This is a genomic window from Campylobacter sp. VBCF_04 NA7 (genome assembly GCF_027737405.1).
GTDB lineage: Bacteria > Campylobacterota > Campylobacteria > Campylobacterales > Campylobacteraceae > Campylobacter_B.
The window spans coordinates 53,746-72,986 of the sequence record NZ_JAOVTT010000005.1 but is presented as its reverse complement, the minus strand read 5'-3'; the positions used below and the strand labels follow the sequence as shown (position 1 = coordinate 72,986).

Annotated in this window: 21 protein-coding genes; 17 read left to right on the top strand and 4 right to left on the bottom strand. The window is 42.5% G+C overall.

Features of this window, described 5'->3' with window-relative positions; all coding sequences use genetic code 11:
- Positions 1-10: 10 nt before the first annotated feature.
- The 3 genes from OFO00_RS05520 to OFO00_RS05510 are packed head-to-tail and all read right to left on the bottom strand — an operon-like array spanning position 11 to position 3,058.
- Positions 11-1,084 carry a sulfate adenylyltransferase gene (locus tag OFO00_RS05520; protein ID WP_270865214.1) on the bottom strand — a complete coding sequence of 358 codons (1,074 nt, stop codon included), beginning with the start codon at positions 1,082-1,084 and terminating at the stop codon, positions 11-13.
- The gene (locus OFO00_RS05515; protein WP_270865213.1) at positions 1,062-1,928 is read right to left on the bottom strand and encodes a hypothetical protein; all 867 of its coding nucleotides are present in this window, start codon (positions 1,926-1,928) and stop codon (positions 1,062-1,064) included. Before OFO00_RS05515 ends, OFO00_RS05520 begins: the two co-directional genes overlap by 23 nt.
- A 2-nt stretch (positions 1,929-1,930) precedes the next feature.
- The gene (locus OFO00_RS05510; protein WP_270865212.1) at positions 1,931-3,058 is read right to left on the bottom strand and encodes a bifunctional 2-C-methyl-D-erythritol 4-phosphate cytidylyltransferase/2-C-methyl-D-erythritol 2,4-cyclodiphosphate synthase; all 1,128 of its coding nucleotides are present in this window, start codon (positions 3,056-3,058) and stop codon (positions 1,931-1,933) included.
- Between the two features lie 192 nt (positions 3,059-3,250).
- Between OFO00_RS05510 and thiC the strand changes: the two genes are divergently transcribed.
- The 13 genes from thiC (at position 3,251) to thiF (ending at position 15,628) form a co-directional block, all read left to right on the top strand.
- Positions 3,251-4,594: a phosphomethylpyrimidine synthase ThiC gene (gene thiC / locus OFO00_RS05505; protein WP_270865211.1), complete on the top strand. Its 1,344-nt coding sequence runs from the start codon at positions 3,251-3,253 to the stop codon at positions 4,592-4,594.
- The gene (locus OFO00_RS05500) at positions 4,591-5,358 is read left to right on the top strand and encodes an SDR family NAD(P)-dependent oxidoreductase (protein WP_270865210.1); all 768 of its coding nucleotides are present in this window, start codon (positions 4,591-4,593) and stop codon (positions 5,356-5,358) included. The genes thiC and OFO00_RS05500 overlap by 4 nt, the downstream gene beginning before the upstream one ends.
- A gap of 68 nt (positions 5,359-5,426) precedes the next feature.
- A complete protein-coding gene (locus tag OFO00_RS05495; RefSeq protein ID WP_270862060.1) occupies positions 5,427-6,494 on the top strand; it encodes an Mrp/NBP35 family ATP-binding protein in 1,068 nt (355 codons plus the stop codon).
- A 140-nt stretch (positions 6,495-6,634) separates the two neighbouring features.
- Entirely contained in the window at positions 6,635-7,240 is a 606-nt protein-coding gene (locus OFO00_RS05490) for a YbfB/YjiJ family MFS transporter (protein ID WP_270865209.1), read from the top strand.
- Positions 7,225-7,809 (top strand): YbfB/YjiJ family MFS transporter, encoded by a 585-nt coding sequence (locus tag OFO00_RS05485; protein ID WP_270865208.1) that lies wholly within the window; start codon positions 7,225-7,227, stop codon positions 7,807-7,809. Before OFO00_RS05490 ends, OFO00_RS05485 begins: the two co-directional genes overlap by 16 nt.
- Entirely contained in the window at positions 7,785-7,988 is a 204-nt protein-coding gene (locus OFO00_RS05480; RefSeq protein ID WP_270865207.1) for a tautomerase family protein, read from the top strand. The genes OFO00_RS05485 and OFO00_RS05480 overlap by 25 nt, the downstream gene beginning before the upstream one ends.
- Positions 7,989-8,030: 42 nt before the next feature.
- Positions 8,031-8,852 carry a LysR family transcriptional regulator gene (locus OFO00_RS05475; protein WP_270865206.1) on the top strand — a complete coding sequence of 274 codons (822 nt, stop codon included), beginning with the start codon at positions 8,031-8,033 and terminating at the stop codon, positions 8,850-8,852.
- Positions 8,853-8,975: 123 nt separating this feature from the next.
- Positions 8,976-11,348 (top strand): molybdopterin-dependent oxidoreductase, encoded by a 2,373-nt coding sequence (locus tag OFO00_RS05470; RefSeq protein WP_442867910.1) that lies wholly within the window; start codon positions 8,976-8,978, stop codon positions 11,346-11,348.
- Between the two features lies 1 nt (position 11,349).
- Positions 11,350-11,880, top strand: coding sequence for a hypothetical protein (locus OFO00_RS05465; RefSeq protein WP_270865204.1), 531 nt, complete (start codon positions 11,350-11,352; stop codon positions 11,878-11,880).
- A gap of 128 nt (positions 11,881-12,008) precedes the next feature.
- Positions 12,009-13,136: a cation diffusion facilitator family transporter gene (locus tag OFO00_RS05460; protein WP_270865203.1), complete on the top strand. Its 1,128-nt coding sequence runs from the start codon at positions 12,009-12,011 to the stop codon at positions 13,134-13,136.
- Positions 13,137-13,198: 62 nt separating this feature from the next.
- Complete coding sequence (locus OFO00_RS05455) at positions 13,199-14,791, top strand: ABC-F family ATP-binding cassette domain-containing protein (protein WP_270865202.1); 1,593 nt, start codon at positions 13,199-13,201, stop codon at positions 14,789-14,791.
- Complete coding sequence (gene thiS / locus OFO00_RS05450; protein WP_270865201.1) at positions 14,791-14,994, top strand: sulfur carrier protein ThiS; 204 nt, start codon at positions 14,791-14,793, stop codon at positions 14,992-14,994. Before OFO00_RS05455 ends, thiS begins: the two co-directional genes overlap by 1 nt.
- Position 14,995: 1 nt before the next feature.
- Positions 14,996-15,628 (top strand): sulfur carrier protein ThiS adenylyltransferase ThiF, encoded by a 633-nt coding sequence (thiF, locus tag OFO00_RS05445; RefSeq protein WP_270865200.1) that lies wholly within the window; start codon positions 14,996-14,998, stop codon positions 15,626-15,628.
- Between the two features lie 231 nt (positions 15,629-15,859).
- Here the strand turns inward: thiF and serS are convergent, their stop codons facing one another.
- The gene (gene serS, locus OFO00_RS05440) at positions 15,860-17,113 is read right to left on the bottom strand and encodes a serine--tRNA ligase (RefSeq protein WP_270865199.1); all 1,254 of its coding nucleotides are present in this window, start codon (positions 17,111-17,113) and stop codon (positions 15,860-15,862) included.
- A 165-nt stretch (positions 17,114-17,278) separates the two neighbouring features.
- On the opposite strand from serS, the gene OFO00_RS05435 reads away from it, so the two are divergent.
- From OFO00_RS05435 to OFO00_RS05420, 4 genes are read left to right on the top strand one after another with little or no spacing between them, the layout of a single operon-like run.
- Positions 17,279-18,034 (top strand): DUF4198 domain-containing protein, encoded by a 756-nt coding sequence (locus tag OFO00_RS05435; RefSeq protein WP_270865198.1) that lies wholly within the window; start codon positions 17,279-17,281, stop codon positions 18,032-18,034.
- A gap of 10 nt (positions 18,035-18,044) precedes the next feature.
- Positions 18,045-18,188, top strand: a complete 144-nt coding sequence (locus tag OFO00_RS05430; RefSeq protein WP_270865197.1) for a hypothetical protein — start codon at positions 18,045-18,047, stop codon at positions 18,186-18,188.
- Positions 18,178-18,768: a cobalt transporter CbiM gene (cbiM, locus tag OFO00_RS05425; protein ID WP_270865196.1), complete on the top strand. Its 591-nt coding sequence runs from the start codon at positions 18,178-18,180 to the stop codon at positions 18,766-18,768. Before OFO00_RS05430 ends, cbiM begins: the two co-directional genes overlap by 11 nt.
- On the top strand, positions 18,765-19,241 hold the full coding sequence (locus OFO00_RS05420; protein WP_270865195.1) for a hypothetical protein: 477 nt from the start codon (positions 18,765-18,767) through the stop codon (positions 19,239-19,241). Before cbiM ends, OFO00_RS05420 begins: the two co-directional genes overlap by 4 nt.

Genomic DNA, 19,241 nt, shown 5'->3' with positions numbered 1-19,241 from the left:
ATTTCAAATTTCAAGTTTTTAGCGCGCTGGTTTGATACAGCCTCATTAATTCTTCGTAAAATTCACTCTCGCTTCTAGGCTCGATAAGCCCGTCGTTAGGGAACAAATCATCGTAAAGGGCTTGCAAATCGGCGAAGCGATTAGGGAAAAGCTCGGCCAAAATCATCGCCGAAATCTCCTTTCGCATAAAAAGCGCAGGCGGCAAAATCCCAGCATAGAGCATGGCTTTGAGGTTGCGCGTGTGATAATGCACATGGTGGTGCGAGCCGTGCGGGCAGTTTTTCACGCTAGAAAGAACCTTGCATTTGTTGCAATACACATACTCTGGCATGAGCCAAATTTCGAAATTTTCGTAATCGCAAAAATCCAGCACAGAGTGCATATTGCCGTGGTCGAAATACCCCGCCACATGCTTGTGTTTTTGCCCAAAGACGACCTTATTTATGCCAAGATTGTGCGCTATGGCGCATTCAAGCGTAGGGTCGGAGTGGTTATTTAGCGCGCTAAAATCGTTTAAATCTATGAGCAAAACCCGCCCTTTTACAAGGAAATTTTCGCACAAAAACTCTAAGGTTTTTTTGCGCAAATTTGTGCTAAATGCGTCGCTTCTGCTCGAACCTACCAAAAAAATCACCACAAAATCAGCCTTGTCTATCATTAGGCGCAAAAGTCTTTCATGCACCCTGTGCAAGGGATCTGCCATTGTGAAAAAGGCTGAAATTTTGGGGTTTTTGAAGCTTGATTTTCGCACGAAAAATTCCGCAAACTCATCACCAATTATGCGCGAATTTAGGCTAAGCTCGCCCCTAATCGCCTCATTTCCTGGGCGTTTGTTTTCAAAAACGGAGTTTTGTTTTTCGTCGTCCGTGATTTTTTGCGATGAAATAATTTTTAATTTTCCGCAAATTTCGCCATTGCAGATTAAATTTACCTCTGCGCCAGGTCTAAATTTCCCTGCTACAAAGGCGAAATTTTTGCCGTTTTTTAGCCTATCTTCGCCCCCAAATGCTCCAAATTTCAAAAGGTGCAGGGCGCAAAGCTCGCTTTTTGAAATCTCAATGCTATTTTTTTCGCGTGATACCATATTTTTTTCTCTTTTCCCAAAGCGATTTTCGCGAAATCCCCAAAATCGAGGCGAGTTCAGAGTCGAAATACTCGCCCTGATGTGCTAAAATCGCAAATTTCAAATACTCTTCCAGGCTTAAAATTTTGTTTTTCGCGCAGTATGGAGAGAGTAAAATTTCATTTGAGTTTTCGCTAAATTCCATAGAGCAAACCTCCAAAACTAGCCGTTTTTCGGCAAAATTTGATAAAATTTGCGCTCTTTTGGCAGGCGATGTTTTATCAAATTTTTGCACGAATAAAATTTCGTTTTTTATTTTTAAGTTTTCGCAATCCTCGCCATTAGCGATTATGATTTTTGCGCCAAAATTTTGGGCGATTTGATGAGCGCATAAAAGGCGTGAAATTTCATCATAACCCTTTAAAAAAAGCGGAAATTTGAGCTTTTGCGCGTTTATTTTTGGCGTGTCGTAAATTTCTTTTAGCGCGCGCAAGAGTTCGTCGTTTCGCTCTTTTTCACGCAAAATTTGTTTAAAATACGCGTAGTGATCGAGCTTTTTGATGAGATCTTCTATCATAAACGGCTTTAAAATATAATCCGTCGCACCCGCATTTATGGGTGCTGTAACCGTGTCGTTGCTGATGTATGAGACTAGCATTATCACGATTGCGTTTTTGTGGCGCGCAATCACGCTTAGCAAATCGCCACTCCCCCACGATGATGAGAGCAAAACAGCGTCGAACTCCCCGGCGTTCAGGGCTAGTGGCAGGGTGGAAACCACGGTGCATTGGTGGTTTAGCGCGCTTAGTTTTAGGCTAAGTGAGTTTGCCAGGTAGCTTTCCTTTTCGGCGATTAAGATTTTCAAAACTAATCCTTGATAAGCAGTTTTTTCCAGTCAAAATACTTTAAATTCACACTTGCAATCACCGCAATGCCCTCGCTTCGGCCCACAAAGCCTAGTTTTTCGGTGGTGGTGGCTTTGACATTTACCTTGCGCGTGGCTAAAATTTCGCACAAAGCTTTTCGCATTTGCTCTTTATATGGGCTTAGTTTGGGCTTTTGCGCCATTATTGTAATGTCAGCATTTACGATTTCAAAGCCATAGCGGTGAATTTTATCTGTTACTTTTCGTAACAAAATTTTCGAATCAATCCCTTTGTAAGCCTCATCTGTATCAGGGAAAAGCTCGCCAATATCGCCAATCCCAGCTGCCCCACACATTGCATCAATTAGCGCGTGAATCGCCACATCGCCGTCGCTGTGAGCGATGAGCGAATACTCGCAAGGTATTTTTACGCCACAAAGCGTGATAAACGAGCCAGCTTCTAGCGCATGCACATCAAAGCCGTTTCCGCAAAAAATGTCCGAACAAACGCTAGGAAAATCAAAATTCGCTAAATCTGAAATTCGCGTGATTTTTCTAGCCGAAATTTCGCCCTTTACAAAGCCCAAAGCCCCGCCTACGCTCTTTATGGCTAAGCTATCGTCTGTGAAAATTTGCTCGCTTTGTAAGGCTTTTTTTAACAAATTTGTGCGCGAGAGTTGTGGAGTTTGGATTAGTTTGATTTCGTCGCGCGCTATCTCGCACTCGCCCAAATACGCCGTGTCATTTACGCCTAAATATGGGCTTACGCAGTCAAATTTGCCTAAATTTTCAAGTAGTGAGTTTATGAGATTTTGAGAAATACTAGCCCGCGCCACATCGCTTACTAAAACAAACTCACTTTGCACCATTTCAAGGGCGTTTTTAAGCGATTTTTGGCGCATATCGCCACCGGCTATAAATTCGAATTCATCGCAAAATGAGCGCATGTATTTTAAATCTTGCGGATTAGCTACGATTATGATTTTTGCGAAATTTGCCTTTTTTGCGAGATCTTTGGCGACATGTAGCCACAGCGGATCATCGCCTATGCGAAGCCACTGCTTTTTTACGGGGCTAGCAAAGCGCGTAGAATCCCCAGCGGCGAGTAAAACGAGTGATATTTCAGACATTTGATTTCCTAAAATTTTAAAAATGTTACGAAATTATACATATTAAATTTAAAAAATAGTGAAATTTTGGCTAAATTTTGCAAATTTTGCCAAGCGGTGTTACGAATTTAAACACGCGAAAAAGATTTAAATTTTGCTTTTTTGTAGTAAAATTCTATCAAATTTCACAAATTTTCGCACGAAAGGTCAAAAATGCAAACCCCAAATTTAAAAGACTGCGCAACCCCAACTCAACTTTTTTACGCTAAAAATGGTGTTATCACCCCACAAATGGAGACTGTCGCAAAAACGGAGTGTTTGGAAGCCGAATTTATCAGAGCGCAAATCGCACAGGGAAAACTCATAATCCCAGCCAACATAAACCACAAAAACCTAGTTCCTATGGGCATTGGCAGGGCACTAAAATGCAAAATCAACGCAAATATCGGCTCTTCTAGCCTTAGCAGTGGCATAGATGAAGAGATCGAAAAATTGCGCCTTTCGATAAAATACGGCGCTGACACCGTCATGGATCTAAGCACAGGCGGGGATTTAGACGAAATTCGTCGCGCGATTATCGCAAATTCAACCGTTCCAATTGGCACGGTGCCGATTTATCAAATTATCCACGATATTAAGGATTTAGATAATCTAACGCCGCAAATTATGCTTGATTGCATTGAAAAACAAGCCAAGCAAGGCGTTGATTATTTCACTATTCATGCAGGATTTTTGCTTAAATTTATGCCACTTGTTGCCAAACGCAAAATGGGAATCGTAAGCCGTGGCGGCTCATTAATGGCTAGTTGGATGATGAAACACCACAAAGAAAATCCGTTTTATGAAAATTTTGACGCTATTTGCGATATTTGCGCTAAATATGATGTTTCGCTTTCCTTAGGCGATAGTTTGCGACCAGGCTGCTTGTATGATGCCACAGATGAAGCTCAAATGAGCGAACTTGCCGAGCTTGGCAAACTTGCAATTAGGGCAAACGCAAAAAATGTTCAAGTTATGATAGAAGGCCCCGGTCATGTGCCGTTTAATCAGATTGAATTTAACATGAAAGAAGAGCAACGCCTTTGCAACGACGCTCCGTTTTATATACTAGGACCGCTTCCCACAGACATCGGCGCAGGGTATGATCATATCACAAGTGCGATTGGCGGGACTATGGCAGCGTTTCATGGCGCTAGTATGCTTTGCTATGTTACGCCAAAAGAGCATTTGGGTTTGCCAAACGCAAAAGATGTCAGAGATGGCATAATCGCCCATAAAATCGCAGCTCATGCAGCAGATGTCGCACTTGGCAAAAAAGGAGCGATCGAGCGAGATCACGCTATGAGCGACGCTAGATATAATTTCGACTGGAACAAGCAGTTTGAGCTAGCGCTTGACCCTGAGCGCGCGCGCGAATATCACGACGAGAGTTTGCCTGATGAGGGCTTTAAAAATGCGGAGTTTTGCTCGATGTGCGGGCCAAAATTTTGCGCGTATAAAATTTCGCGTCAAATCGCGGAGCAAAATTGCGAACATTTTCCAAAAGAGGATAAATGAATAAAACTGCCTTAATTACGGGAGCTAGTAGCGGTTTGGGGCGCGAGTTTGCGCGAATTTGTGCCGAAAACGGATATGATTTGGTTATCACAGCGCGAAATACTGACGCGCTAAACGCCCTAAAAAACGAGCTTGAAGCTAAATTTGGCGTGAGAGTTTTTGTCTTTGGGGCGGATTTATCGCAAAATACTAGCGCGGATAAAATTTGCGAATTTGTCCGTGAAAATTCCCTGAAAATCGATATTTTGATAAATAACGCAGGTTTTGGAGATCACGGCGAATTTACTAAAAGCGATCTGAAAAAACAGCTTGAAATGGTGCAGGTAAATATCGCTAGTTTGCTAAATTTAACGCACTATTTCGCAAATTTAATGATTGAGCAAGGCGGCGGAAAAATCCTAAATATCGCCTCTGCCGCCGCGCTCACAGCGGGTCCAAAAATGAGCGTGTATTACGCAAGCAAGGCATTTGTGCGAAATTTCAGCGTAGCCATAGGCGAAGAGCTTTGCGCGCAAAATATCAGCGTTACGGCATTTTGCCCAGGACCTGTGGCTACAAATTTTGGCGAGCGAGCCGGCGTAAAAAACGCCAAAATTTTCGCGCGAAGCGATGATGCAAATGCTGTGGCAAGGCGAGGGTTTGAGGCGATGATGAGTGGCAAAATGCTAGTGTATGACGGCAGGTTTATGCTTCTAGCGAACCTTTTGACCCGCATTTTCCCGCTTAAATTTTGCGCCAAAGTTACGGGCTTTTTAAACGGCTAAATTTAAAAAAAATTTCAAACTTTTTAAATATAATGCGCCTTTTATCAAATTTCAAAGAAAGAGGAAAAATGAGTAAAGACGAAATTTTAAACGCGCTTCGAGGCGTGATTTATCCGGGGTTTTCGAAATCTATCGTTGATTTTGGCTTTGTAAAAAGCGTGAGCGAGGGCGAAAATCCTGTGATAGATATCGAAATCCCAAGCCAAAAAAGCGAAATTTCAATGCAGATTAAGGCTGAAATTTTAAATTTAATCCCAACTGCGCAAATTTCGATTAAAACACCAAAACTAGCCCCCGAGCAGAGCAATTCGCGCTCTGGTAAAAATATCGCCCCACAAATCAAACATTTTGTGATGATTAGCTCAGGCAAAGGTGGTGTAGGCAAATCCACAACAACCCTAAATTTGGCGATTTCGCTAGCCAAACTTGGCAAAAAAGTAGGCGTGCTAGACGCTGATATTTATGGTCCAAACATGCCACGCATGTTAGGCGAAGAAAACACCCAAGCTAGCGTAATTGGACAGAGATTAAAGCCGATCGAAAGCCACGGAATCGAGATGATGAGTATGGGCGTGCTAATCGAGGCAGGTCAGGGGCTAATGTGGCGTGGGGCAATGATAATGAAGGCGATCGAACAGCTTCTAAAAGATGTCGCATGGAGTGATTTAGATGTGCTTTTCATAGATATGCCACCTGGAACTGGCGATGCGCAAATCACACTTGCTCAAAGCGTGCCAGTAACAGCCGGGGTGTGCGTAACCACGCCTCAAACCGTAGCCTTAGATGACGGCGCTAGGGGGCTTGATATGTTTGAGAAGCTTCATATCCCAGTGGCTGGAATCATTGAGAATATGAGTGGATTTATCTGCCCTGATAATGGCAAAGAATACGATATTTTCGGCCGTGGCGGTGCGCAAAAGCTAGCTAGTGCTTACAATACCAAAGTCATCGGCGAAATCCCAATCGAAATCGCGATTAGAGAGGGTGGCGATAACGGCAAACCAATCAGCTTTTATGCGCCCGAATCTGTGAGTGCGAAACGCTACGAGCAGGCTGCGCGCGCGCTGTGGGAAAAAATCGAAGAGGTCGATAGGGAAAATTTAGCTGATAATTCAGCGATTCAACCACAGGCTTAAATTTCAAATTTTACCTGCCAAACGGCGAATTTTTGCCGTTTGGTATATAAATTTCATATATCACAAATCGTTATTTCATATTTGACTTTAAATCGTTTTTATTGATACAATCTCGCAAAAATCCAAATTTAAGAAAATATATGAAATTTAACGATATTAAAATTTTACTAGCTGGAATTTGCGCTTTTATCGTGGCTATCGGCACGGCGCGATTTGCTTTTACGGCACTTTTGCCACCAATGCTAGGTGATTTTTTAAGCGTAGAACGGGCTGGAATTCTAGCCTTTGCAAACTACACTGGATACTTCGTTGGCTCCTTTGCTACGGTCTTTGTGCGCGGGGGAGAGTTTAAAATTTTGCTTTTTAAACTAGCGCTTTTTCTAAGCATTTTTACGACAATTATTTTAGCATTTAGCGAAAATTACTACCTTTGGTTTGGTGCGAGAGTGGCCGCAGGAGTGGGTTCGGCGCTGGTTATGGGCGTGGGTTCGTCATTTGTCTTTGACCTGCTATCTCACAACAAACAGGCCATGGCGTTTTATTTTGGTGCGGCTGGTATTTCTATCGTGCTAACCTCGCTTGTGGGAAATTTAGCTCTTGTGTTTTTTAGCTGGAAAATCGCGTGGGTTTTTTTGATAGTTTTTTCGCTTCCTTTAAGCATTTTCGCGCAAATACACTCACGCCAAGGCGTGGTAAAAACGCCAAATTTTTGGTCGCAAAAAGCGAAAAATTGCCAAATTTGCTAATTTTGAAAATTTTAATCTTCGCATATTTTTTGGAAGGCATGGGATTTGTGGTGCAGGCTAGCTTTTTGCCTGATATCATAAACCGCGTAAAAGGGCTAGAAAATATGGGCACTTATGCGTGGTATTTGGTGGGCGTTTTCGCGATGTTTGGGCCGTTTGTCTGGGTGAATTTGGGGCGGAGATTTGGTGGGGTAGAGATGATGATAGCCTCGCTTGTGCTACAAATTTTAGGGATTTTAATCCCAGTGTTTAGCCAAAATTTAATCTTAAATTTATTAAGCGGTGCTATATATGGAAACACGATGATGGGGCTAACTGCGCTATTTATGAGCTATGGGGCGAGCCTAGCGCCCAAATCATCGGCACCGATTATGAGTGCGCTAACGGCTGCGTATGCCATAGGAACGATAATCGCGCCGCTGTATTGTGCTAAAATCTTTAATATCTATCAAAGCTACGATAGGGCGCTAGTTTTAACCGCGATTTTTGTGGGACTTAGCGCACTTAGTCTAGGGGTGATAAAATTTTTAAAAAAGGAGCAAAAATGCCACTTATCAATGTCAAAATGACTATCGAGGACGGCGGTTTGAGCGTGGAGCAAAAGGGGGATTTAGTCCGCGAGCTAACGAATGCTTTTGTGCGAGTTGTAGGGCGTGGCGAGAAAACCTGCGTCGTCATCATCGATGAGCTTAGCACCGATAACTACGCAATCGGCGGCGAGACGATAACAGCTATCAGAGCAAAGTAAAAATCATAAATTTTATAAAATTTCTTAAATTTGGAGATAAAAATGGATTCAAATTTATTAAAAGTTTTTGTCGCAGTCGCTGGTGAGCGAAGCGTAACACTGGGCGCAAAAAAGCTAAAACAGGCCCAATCAAACATCACAGCTCGTATCAAACAGCTAGAAAACGATCTTGGCTTTAAGCTTTTTCACAGAGTTCCGCAAGGCGTTTTGCTTACCAAAGAGGGCGAAATGCTCTATCCTAGGGCGTGTGAGATTGTAAGCAAAATCGAGCGGTTAAACAAGGAGATTAAAAAATCCAAAGAATTAAGTTTGCGCGTAGTCTCCACAGAAGCAAACGCTGCGGTGCGCGTGGTGCCGTTTTTGCTAAGGCTTTATAATGACTTTAAGGGTGCTTCGTTGGAGCTTACCACAAATACGACTGCTGGGTGCCTTAAATGGCTACTTGATTACAAGGCTGATATTGCCTTTGTAAGCGGAATAGTAGAGCATAAAGATTTGATGACGCTAAATATTTTCGATGAGACAATGGTCATCGCAAGTCCAAAGCAAACGAGCGAAAATGCGGTGTTTCTGGCATATCGTAAGGGGTGCGCTTATAATGATTTTGCGATGAAATATCTGCAATCTCGCAAAATAGAGGCTAAAATTTTCGAATTTGCTAGTTATGAGACGATTTTAGGCTGTGTGGAGGCTGGGATCGGGCAGACGATATTGCCACTGAGCATAATCGAAAAGCTTGGATACGATAAAAAGCTAAATTTGAAAATTCTTTCCAAAAAACAGGCAAATATCCCAACTACAATGATTTGCAGGAAGGATAATGTCCCAAATATCGAGCAGTATCTACGCGATATGAAATTATAAATTCCATATCGTTTTTTTATATGCACTCTATCGTTAGTTGATATTTGATTTCATTTTATCAAAGTTGTATAATTTTTGAAATTCCAAAATTTCTAACGATAGGGGGCAAGTATGAAAGATCAAATTCCAACTTCTAGGCGCAAATTTTTGCAATCATCGGCTGTGGTGGCTAGCATGGCTGCTACGGCGTCATTTGGCGCAGAGACAAAACCTGCCAAAAGCGTCGCTCACGCTAGTGGGTATGGCGCGTTTTATGCGGATTTAGACGAGAGTAGCAAGGTCATAGCAATCCGTCCGCAAGAATCAAACAAAGATCCTAAATTCCCGGGTATCGAGGGCTTAATCGATAGAAATATGAAAAACCGCGTGAAGTATCCTTGCGTGCGAAAAAGCTTTTTGGAGGGCAAAAACACTCCCGAGCTTCGTGGCAAAGAGGAATTTGTGCGAGTTAGCTGGGAGAAGGCTTACGAGCTTGTGCTAGAAAAATTAAAAGCCGTAAAACCAGAAGAAATTTTTAATGCTAGTTATGACGGGTGGAGCCACCCAGGTATTTTGCACAATACCGTCCCGCTTCCTGGCAGGTTTTTTAATATCGCTTTTGGCGGTGCGGCGATTACGAGTGGGGATTATAGCGTGGGTGCTGCAAGTAGGGTAAATGGCTCGATTACGGGCGATTTGGAAGTTTTTGCATTGCAAACTACGCACGAAGTGATTTTAGAAAACACCAAAACCTATGTGCTTTGGGGTGCGGATATTTTAAAATGCAATCAAATAGATTATCGTATCGCAAACCACGCAAATGTGCAGTGGTATGAAAAATACGCCAAATCAGGCATTAAATTTATCGCGATTGATCCACAATACACACAAATCGCGCAAAAATTCGGCGCACAGTGGATTAAAATCCGCCCAAATACCGATGTCGCGCTAATGCTTGGTATGATGCACTATCTATACACCAGCGGAAAATATGATAAAGAATTTATCGAAAAATATACTTATGGATTTGATAAATTTGTGCCGTATTTGCTAGGACAAAGTGAAGACAAAATCGAAAAAACCCCTGCTTGGGCGGCTGGTATTACAGGCGTGAGCGAAGAAGATATAAAAAATTTAGCCGATTTATTTGTAAGCGATAGAACACTACTAGCTGGAAGCTGGTCGCTTCAAAGAGCCCAGCATGGCGAACAAATGCAGTGGGCGATGATAGTTTTGGCTTGTATGATAGGTCAAGTCGGGCTTCCTGGCGGTGGATTTGGTTTTGCATTGCATTACAACGGTAACTCACAAGCTAGAAGTGGCGTGAAAATGCCCGGTGGAATTTCACAAGGCAAAAACAAAGTTGATTTGATAATCCCTGCTTCAAGGGTAAATGAAGCACTTCTAAACCCAGGAAAAGAGATAAATTTCAGGGGCGAAAAGATCAAACTTCCGCATGTCAAAGTTCTTTATGCAGTAGGAACAAATATCCTAGGTCATCACCCAGATACCAACGAAGTTTTAAAAGCACTAGCCAAGGTTGAGACTATCATTTCCCAAGAGCCGTTTTGGACGCCGATGAGCAAGTGGGCCGATATAGTTTTGCCGACAACCACACAGCTTGAAAGAGATGATATAGCTTATGGTGGATCGTATTCGCAAGACTATGTTTATGCGCTCAAAAAGGTCTTTGAACCGCCATTTGAAGCTAGAAACGACTATGATATTTTCGCCGATATGGCAAAGCTAGTTTCTGAAAAAGCGTGGCGACAATTTACCGGTGGCAAGGATAAAATGGAGCAAATAAGAGGACTTTATGAGCGTAGCGATTGTCCAAATTATATGAGTTTTGATGAATTTTGGGAAAAGGGATTTGTGCATTTCGAGCCTGGCGAAGAGGCGCGAAAATTCGTGCGACTTGGCGCATTTAGAGCAGATCCAGTAAAAAACAAACTCTCTACCGAAACAGGCAAAATTCAAATTTATTCAGATAAATTTGCAAGTTATAATCTGCCTGATTTTAAGGCGCACCCTATGTGGTTCGAACCTAGCGAGTGGCTAGGAAACAAAGAGCTTGTAGCGAAATTTCCATTTCATATTTTAAGCCCGCACCCAGCATATAGAATTCACTCAAATTTGGATAATTCTGATTTTATACGCAAAATTTGCAAAGTCGGCAATAGAGAGCCAGTCACCATAAACGACGAAGACGCGAGCGCACTTGGTGTCAAAGACGGCGATACGGTTGAGATTTACAATGATCGCGGTAGAGTGCTAGCTGGCGTAATCGTAAGCAAATCCATAATGAAAGGCGTAGTGGCACTTTGCGAGGGCGCGTGGTATGATCCAGACGAAGAGGGCAGAGACCAAGCAGGTCACATAAATGTGCTGACAACCTCAATTCCTACTTCACAAATGGCGCAGGCTACTTCTGCAAATACTTGCCTAGTAGCGATTAAAAAAGTAGATATCGCCCCATACAAAGGCATAAGCGAACCAAAAGTAATTGAGGGCTAAGATGAAAAAAATAGTTGTATTTATGGCAATTTTGCTAAATTTGGCGTTTGGCGAGACGAAATTTATCGCGGATATCAAAACTGATTTGATTGATCCAAATACCAAAAGCGTGGTTGGCGAAATTTTAGAAGGAACGCCAGTGGAAATCATCAAAGATGACGGAAAATTCGCCCTTGTCGAAATTAACGGCGAAGTAAGCGAGAATGATGATAAAATTTTGGCTCTTAAAAAAGATCCGCTCGTGGTATTTTTCAAAATGAAAGAGCAAAAGGCTACGCCAAAGGCGCAGTTTTTGGTAGATAGCACGAAGCTTGGCTCAGATCCGCTTGAAGCGTGGGAAGAGGTAGAAATGCTCTATTACGATACTTGCAGTTCGTGCCATGCCGCACACAAGCCAAAAGAGCATTTAATGATCGAGTGGGACGCGCTGATTACAGCAATGCAGCTGTTTGCTAAAATCGATGATGACGAAAAAGCAAGGCTTCTTCGCTATGTCCAAGCCTACGCAAAAGACGGCATAGTCAAGGAATAAAAACTTTCTTTCAAACACTTTCGCGCTAAATTTTACTTCAAATTTGGCGCGATAAATTTTCTCCTTTATTATCAAATTAAGCTTTATTTTGATAAAATCGCGCCTTTTAAATTACAAAAAGGAAATCTATGCAAATCCCAGAAAAGGTCGTTCCGCGCGATAAAATCATCGTTCGCACAGGGCTCGTTGGAATCATCACAAATGTGGTTTTGGCGCTGTTTAAGGGGGCGATCGGGTTTTTCACAAACTCCATAGCTATTGTAATCGATGCTATAAACAATCTAAGCGATGTGTTAAGCTCGGTCATTACGATTGTGGGGCTTAAACTTGCTGGCAAAAAGCCTGATCGTGAGCACCCTTACGGGCATGGCAGGATCGAGTATCTCACGGCTCTAAGTATCGGCGTGATTATCCTATATGCGGGGTTTGCGGCGCTTATTAGCTGTGTGCGCAAGATTTTTGCTCCGCTCACGCCAGATTACGACGGCGTTTCGCTATTTTTGATTGCAGTTGCGGTCGTAGTAAAAATCGTGCTTGGCTCATATACCCATAAAATGGGTGTTAGGGCGAATTCTGACTCGCTAATCGCAAGTGGGATTGACGCGAAATTTGACGCGCTAGTGTCGTTTTCGACGCTAGTGGCAGCGTTTATTTTTATATTTTTCGGTGTGGCTTTGGAGGCGTATTTGGGCGTGATTATTTCGCTACTACTTATCAAAACAGCTGCCGAAATTTTAAAAGACACTATCAATAAAATTTTAGGAAGCCCCCTAAATATCGAGATTGCAAAGCAAATTTATACCGAAATCAAGAAAATCGACGGCGTGCTTGGCGCGTATGATTTGATGTTTCACGACTACGGCCCTGATAAAATGCTGGGCTCCGTGCATATCGAAGTTAGCGAGGATATGAGCGCGGCTAGTATAGATACACTCACGCGAAAAATTCAGAGTGAAATTTTTGCCAAATTTAGCGTGGTTATCGATACTGTGGGCATTTATGCGCTAAATTTAAAAGATGAGCAAACCGCTAAAATTTATAGTGAAATTCAAAAAATTGTTTTTAGCGATGAAAAAATTTTGCAAATACACGGATTTCACGCAAATTTGATCGAAAAAATCATCAGTTTTGATGTGATTATTGATTTTGACGCGATTAACCGCGAGCAAATACATCAAAATATCATCAAAGAAGTCAGCGCGAAATTTAGCGATTATGAAATTTTAATCGCCCTTGATAGCGATTATAGTGCCTAAATTTTGGCTAAATTTAGCCTTTTTTTGTATAATCGCAAAATTTTAAATTCCAAGGATAAAAAATGATAGAAATCAAAGATTTAGTAATGCGTTTTGGCAAACAGCTGCTGTTTGAAAATGTAAATTTGACACTTCTAAAAGGCCATAGATACGGACTAATCGGCGCAAACGGCGCAGGTAAATCGACGCTGCTTAAAATTTTAAGTGGCGAGGTCGAGCATAGTAGTGGCGAAATCGTCGTTGAAAACGGCCGCAAAATAGGCGTGCTCGGGCAAAATCAATTTGCGTTTGAGGAATTTTTGGTAAAAGACGCTGTTTTGTATGGCAACAAACGCCTATATGAGGCCGTCAAAGAAAAAGAAAAACTCTACGAAAGCCCCGAATTTACCGATGAAATCAACGACCGCTTGGCTGAGCTTGAAATCATCTGCGCCGAAGAGGATCCAAACTACGAGTATGAAACAAGAATCGAGAAAATTTTAAGCTCGCTGGGATTTAGCGAAGATGAATTTGGCAAAAAAATGAGCGAAATCGAGGCCAGCGACAAGGTCAAAATCCTCCTAGCTCAGGTGCTGTTTCCTAAGCCCGATATTTTGTTTTTAGACGAGCCGACAAACAACCTTGACATCGACGCGATTGCGTGGTTGGAGTTCGAGCTAAACCGCCACGAAGGCACTATGGTCGTCATCAGCCACGATAGACACTTCCTAAACCGCGTCTGCACGGACATTTTGGATGTGGATTTCAAAAAGGTGCGTGAGTTTAGCGGGAATTACGATGATTGGTTTATCGCGGCAAATTTGATAAAAAAACAGGCTGAATTCGAGCGTGATAAAAAGGTCAAAGAAAAGGCAGAACTCGAAAAATTTATCGCCCGTTTTAGCGCAAACGCTAGCAAGGCTAAACAAGCCACTTCAAGGCAAAAACTGCTCGATAAAATCGATATTAGCGAGATTGCGACATCTTCTCGCAGGGAGCCAAGCATACTTTTTAAACTAGGGCGCGAGATTGGAAATGAGATTTTAGAGCTTAGCGAGATTGATAAGAGTTTCGGCGAGATTAAAATTTTGCAAAATTTCAATTTAAAGCTTTTAAAGGGCGATAAAATCGCCGTTATCGGGCGAAACGGCGTGGGTAAATCGACGCTGTGCAAGATCATCGTGGGCGAAATGGCGCCAGATAAGGGCAAGGTGCATGTGGGCGCGACTATCGAGCAAGGATACTTCGCGCAGGATACGAGCTCGGCGGTGAGTGGAGATGCGAAGCTGTATGATTATCTCAGAGATGAGAAAAACAAGGACTTAGACGAAATTCGCAAGTGCCTTGGGCGAATGCTTTTTAGTGGAGCCGAGCAAGAAAAAAGCGTGGGCGCGTTAAGCGGTGGCGAAAAGCACCGCGTAATGCTAAGCAAACTAATGCTAACTAAGCCAAATTTTTTGGTGCTTGATGAGCCAAACAACCACCTTGATTTGGAGGCGATTATCGCTCTTGGCGAAGCGCTGTATAACTTCGCTGGGTGCGTGATTTGCGTGAGCCACGACCGCGAATTAATCGACGCTTTTGCGAACCGCATTTTACACCTTAAAGGAAACGGCGAGATTGTGGATTTTCGCGGGACTTACGAAGAGTATCGTGCGAGTTTGGGGGAAGAGTGATGATAAAAGTGCGCGTAAATGGGCGTGAGTGCGAGTTTGACGCCGATATGAGCGTGGAAGAATTTTTGCGCTTACAAGGGTTTGATTTGCGCTATATCGCCGTGGAAGCCGACGGCGAGATTTTATCAAAAACGCTTTGGAAAAGTTCGCAAATCTCAAATTTTAAAATTTACGAAATAGTCGAATTTGTCGGTGGCGGGTGAAATGCTGAATTTAAAAAACGAAAGCGAATTTAGGGCTGAAATTTTCGCGCGAAATCCGCGTGGTGTGAGTGAAATTTTATCACGCGCCAGGGTTTGCATACTAGGAGCAGGTGGGCTTGGCTCAAATGTCGCTATAATGCTTGCTAGGGCTGGGGTAGGCGAGTTTTTTATTATCGATTTTGACATTGTCGAGCCGTCAAATTTAAATCGCCAACACTACGCCTTAAAGCATTTAGGAAGCCCAAAAATAGAAGCTTTAAAAGAGCAAATTTTAGAAATCAATCCTTACGCAAAGGTGGAAATTTTAAACGAAAAACTCACAGCGCAAAATGTGCGTGAGATTTTGCGAGATGAAAAAATCATTTGCGAGTGTTTCGACGGAGCCGAAAATAAGGCGATGATAGCGAATTTGTCGGCTGAGTATAGGGATAAAATTTTCGTTTGCGCTTCGGGTATGGCGGGAGTTGGGGGAGCAAATTCTATCCAAACTCGCAAATTTGGGGCGAATTTATATATCTGTGGCGATAGCGCGAGTGGGGCAGGGCTCGAAAATGGGCTAATTTCTGCGCGAGTAATGCTATGTGCCGCCCACCAAGCAAACACCGTGATAATGGCGATTTTGGGTGAAAATTAAAATTTTCGTCATTGTGAGCAGAAAATTTGTTTAATCTGTTATAGCTAGCGAGCTTCGCTCGCAATGACAGCAAATTCGGCGCAAAAAATTTTAAAGTCGTAGATTGCCACGCTCGTTACACTCACTCGCAATGACAAAATAAAGTAAATTTTACTTCGCTTACAATGACGATAAGATTTCGGCGCAGTATTTCAGGGTGACAGATTATGTGTCATTGCGAAAAGCCAAAACCTACATATATTTTTCTAAAACTTTTGGAATTTCGATAGTGCCATCGGCGCGTTGGTAGTTTTCCATGACAGCGATTAGTGTGCGCCCCACTGCCAAAGATGAGCCATTTAGCGTATGCACTAACGCATTTTTCTTATTTTCATCTTTATAGCGGATTTTCGCGCGTCTTGCCTGAAAATCACGACAATTTGAAATCGAGCTGATTTCTCTGTATTTATTTTGTCCCGGAAGCCAGACTTCAAGGTCGATAGTTTTAGCCGCACTAAATCCCAAATCCCCGCTGCAAAGCACCATGTGGCGGTGCGGAAGTCCCAAAGAAGCTAGTAAATCACTAGCGCAAGAGACCATTTCATCTAGCATTTTTGCGCTATCTTCTGGGCGTGTAATCGCCACAAGCTCGACCTTTTCGAACTGGTGCTGACGAATCATACCCCTAGTATCGCGCCCGGCACTCCCTGCCTCTTTGCGGAAGCAGTGGCTGTAACTCGTAAGCTTTATCGGTAAATTCGCGCTTTCGATAATCTCATCGTTGAATAAATTCGTCGCCGTAACTTCGCTAGTAGGTATGAGATACAGATTTAGCTCGTCATCATCGACCCTGTAAAGATCGTCTTTGAATTTCGGTAGCTGTCCCGTGCCGTAAAGTATCTCATCACGCACCAAAAACGGCATATTTACAAGCTCAAAACCACGGCTATTGTTAAAATCTATCATATAATTAATCAGCGCCATATTTAGTTTCGCGCCCACTCCACGAAGCGCGGTAAAACGGCTACCGCTAAGCTTCACGCCACGAGCGAAATCTAGCCAACCAAGGCTCTCGCCAAGTTCAAAATGCTCTTTTGGCGTAAAGTCAAATTGCCTTGGTTCTAGCACGGTTTTTACGCAGACATTTTCGTTTTCATCTGCGCCAAAAGGCACATCATCATCAATGATATTTGGCACGACGGCTGCCACACTATTTAGCTTTTCTTCGCACTCGCCGACCACTGAATTTAGTTCTGCGATTTTTGCCTTGTTTGCGTCAAGTTCGGCTTTTAAGGCTTTCATGTCGCCACCATTTCGCGCGATGACGCCCATTTCTTTACTTTTGGCGTTTTGTACGGCTTGCAAATTTTCTAAATTTGTCTTTTTTTCTTTTAACTCATTATAAGCGTCAAGTAGGCTTTTTAGCGTGTCTTCGGGGACTTTTTTGGCGATTAGTTTTTTATTAAATTCGTCAAAATTTGTTTCGATTAGTCGTAAATTTATCATATCTTTCTCCGTGAAATAAAATTTTTGGATTTTAGCGAAATTTTACTTTAAAAATATAAAGTGGGCAAATTTAAGCGAAATTTTATAATATCTAAAAATTTTTAGTGTTATTTTAAGCTAAATTCTGTAATATTACGAAACCGAAATTTTTCACAAGGAGCGAATATGAAATTTAAAATTTTATCCCTTCTAACCTGCGCCGCAACAGCGTCATTTGCGCACTTTGGCGTGATTTTAGCTGATAGCGACACTATCGAGGACGAAGGCAAAAACAAGCTAAATTTAGTTTATGAATTCACTCATCCTTTCGAGCAAAATCGTATGAATTTAGAAATTCCAAATGTGGCTGAAATTTGGATAAATGGCGAGAAAAAGCCGTTTTTGCAAAATTTAAAAGCGCAAAAAGATGGCGAAAATGCTTATTTCACAGCCGAATTTGAGGTAAAAGAACCGGGCGTTTATCAATTTTACTTCGATCCTAAGCCATATTTCGAACCAGCTGAGGGAAAATTTATCCGCCACCAGACAAAAACCATAATCGACGCTTACGGATACGGCGAGGGCTGGGACGAGCCAGTGGGGCTAAAAGCCGAAATCGTGCCACTTACGCGTCCGTTTGGGCTGTATGCGGGCAACTCGTTTTGCGGGGCAGTATTATACAAAAATGCCCCAGCTAAGGGCGTAGAAGTCGAGGTCGAATACTACAACAAATCCGCCCTAAAAGCCCCTAGCGAGGACCATATCACGCAGGTTGTAAAGACTAATGCAAACGGGGAATTTTGCTTTACGATGCCTTTATCTGGGCATTGGGGCTTTGCGGCGTTAATAGATGATGACGAAAAAATCACGCACGAGGGCAAGGAATACGGCGTCGAGCTTGGTGCGGTGCTTTGGGTGCAGACCAAAGACTACGAAAAATAGGGCTTTGCGCGTGAAATTTGACGAGAAAATCGAAGCGAAATTTAGTATGAATTTAAGCGAAAAATTTGGCGCAAATTTTACCTATAAATTTAGCTCAAATTTAAGCGAAATTTCATTTAAAATTACGAAATTTAGGACATTAAATGCACATTAGCGAAGGCGTTTTACCAAGCGAAATTTTAATATCAGGCTGGGCGATAAGTGCGCCCGTGGTGGCGTATCTCGCATACCGCTTAAAAGTGGAGAAAATCCCGCAAGTAGCGTGTATAAGCGCGATTTTTTTCATCGCTTCATTTATCCATTTGCCAGTGGGCGCAAGCTCCGTGCATTTGATTTTGGGCGGATTAATCGGCGCAGTATTGGGTGCTGATGCGATTTTAGCGATATTTGTGGGGCTCATGCTTCAAGGGGTTTTCTTTGGCTTTGGCGGGATTACGATTTTGGGCGTAAATACCGCGATTATCGGCTTTCCGGCCGTTTTGGGCGCAGTGTTTGTGCGTGCGTGGAAAAATGCTAAAATGCCCGCCACGACGGCGTTTTTCCTAGCAGGAGCGGTGCCGATACTCATCTCGACGCTACTTTTGGATTTAATCCTTTTTGCTAGTGGTAAGGAATTTTACACAATCATCACGCTAATCTCGCTAGAATCAGCAGTTTTAGCGGTTTTGGAGGGAATTATCGCGCTGTTTGCGCTGAAATTTATCGTGCGGGTAAAAAAGGAAATTTTGCTATGAAAAGGCTCATTTTTGCGCTGTTTGCGTTAGCTTTGGCGAATACTGCTCCGGCTCACTCGCTCAAAGTTTTCGCTAGCCAAGACGGGGAAAATGTGCGTATAAAAAGCTTTTTTTACGGCAATTCGCCCTGCCAAAACTGCGATGTGAAAATCAGCCAAAACGGCGCAGTATTACTGGAATCAAAAACCGATAAAACTGGCGTTTTAAGCCTAAATTTGGGCACTGGGGAATACGAAATCGAAATTTACGGCGGCGCAGGTCATGCGAAAAAAATAAATTTCAAAGTAGAAAATTTAGGTGGAAATTCGCAAAATTTGCAAAGCCAAAATTTAGATCAAAATTCGAGCGAAATTTTGCAAAATTCGCTCGAACCAAAAAATTCATCAAACCAAAATTTATTAAATTTTGCGCTTAGTTTGGCTATAATTTTTGCGATTTTTGGCGCACTCTACGCCATGAAAAAACGCAAATAA

Excerpts from the sequence above, each read along its gene's own strand:
- OFO00_RS05520 (WP_270865214.1), bottom strand. The coding sequence starts at position 1,084 with ATGGTATCACGCGAAAAAAATAGCATTGAGATTTCAAAAAGCGAGCTT.
- OFO00_RS05510 (WP_270865212.1), bottom strand. The coding sequence starts at position 3,058 with ATGTCTGAAATATCACTCGTTTTACTCGCCGCTGGGGATTCTACGCGC.
- thiC (WP_270865211.1), top strand. The coding sequence starts at position 3,251 with ATGCAAACCCCAAATTTAAAAGACTGCGCAACCCCAACTCAACTTTTT.
- OFO00_RS05500 (WP_270865210.1), top strand. The coding sequence starts at position 4,591 with ATGAATAAAACTGCCTTAATTACGGGAGCTAGTAGCGGTTTGGGGCGC.
- OFO00_RS05495 (WP_270862060.1), top strand. The coding sequence starts at position 5,427 with ATGAGTAAAGACGAAATTTTAAACGCGCTTCGAGGCGTGATTTATCCG.
- OFO00_RS05490 (WP_270865209.1), top strand. The coding sequence starts at position 6,635 with ATGAAATTTAACGATATTAAAATTTTACTAGCTGGAATTTGCGCTTTT.
- OFO00_RS05480 (WP_270865207.1), top strand. The coding sequence starts at position 7,785 with ATGCCACTTATCAATGTCAAAATGACTATCGAGGACGGCGGTTTGAGC.
- OFO00_RS05475 (WP_270865206.1), top strand. The coding sequence starts at position 8,031 with ATGGATTCAAATTTATTAAAAGTTTTTGTCGCAGTCGCTGGTGAGCGA.
- OFO00_RS05465 (WP_270865204.1), top strand. The coding sequence starts at position 11,350 with ATGAAAAAAATAGTTGTATTTATGGCAATTTTGCTAAATTTGGCGTTT.
- OFO00_RS05460 (WP_270865203.1), top strand. The coding sequence starts at position 12,009 with ATGCAAATCCCAGAAAAGGTCGTTCCGCGCGATAAAATCATCGTTCGC.
- OFO00_RS05455 (WP_270865202.1), top strand. The coding sequence starts at position 13,199 with ATGATAGAAATCAAAGATTTAGTAATGCGTTTTGGCAAACAGCTGCTG.
- thiS (WP_270865201.1), top strand. The coding sequence starts at position 14,791 with ATGATAAAAGTGCGCGTAAATGGGCGTGAGTGCGAGTTTGACGCCGAT.
- thiF (WP_270865200.1), top strand. The coding sequence starts at position 14,996 with ATGCTGAATTTAAAAAACGAAAGCGAATTTAGGGCTGAAATTTTCGCG.
- serS (WP_270865199.1), bottom strand. The coding sequence starts at position 17,113 with ATGATAAATTTACGACTAATCGAAACAAATTTTGACGAATTTAATAAA.
- OFO00_RS05435 (WP_270865198.1), top strand. The coding sequence starts at position 17,279 with ATGAAATTTAAAATTTTATCCCTTCTAACCTGCGCCGCAACAGCGTCA.
- cbiM (WP_270865196.1), top strand. The coding sequence starts at position 18,178 with ATGCACATTAGCGAAGGCGTTTTACCAAGCGAAATTTTAATATCAGGC.
- OFO00_RS05420 (WP_270865195.1), top strand. The coding sequence starts at position 18,765 with ATGAAAAGGCTCATTTTTGCGCTGTTTGCGTTAGCTTTGGCGAATACT.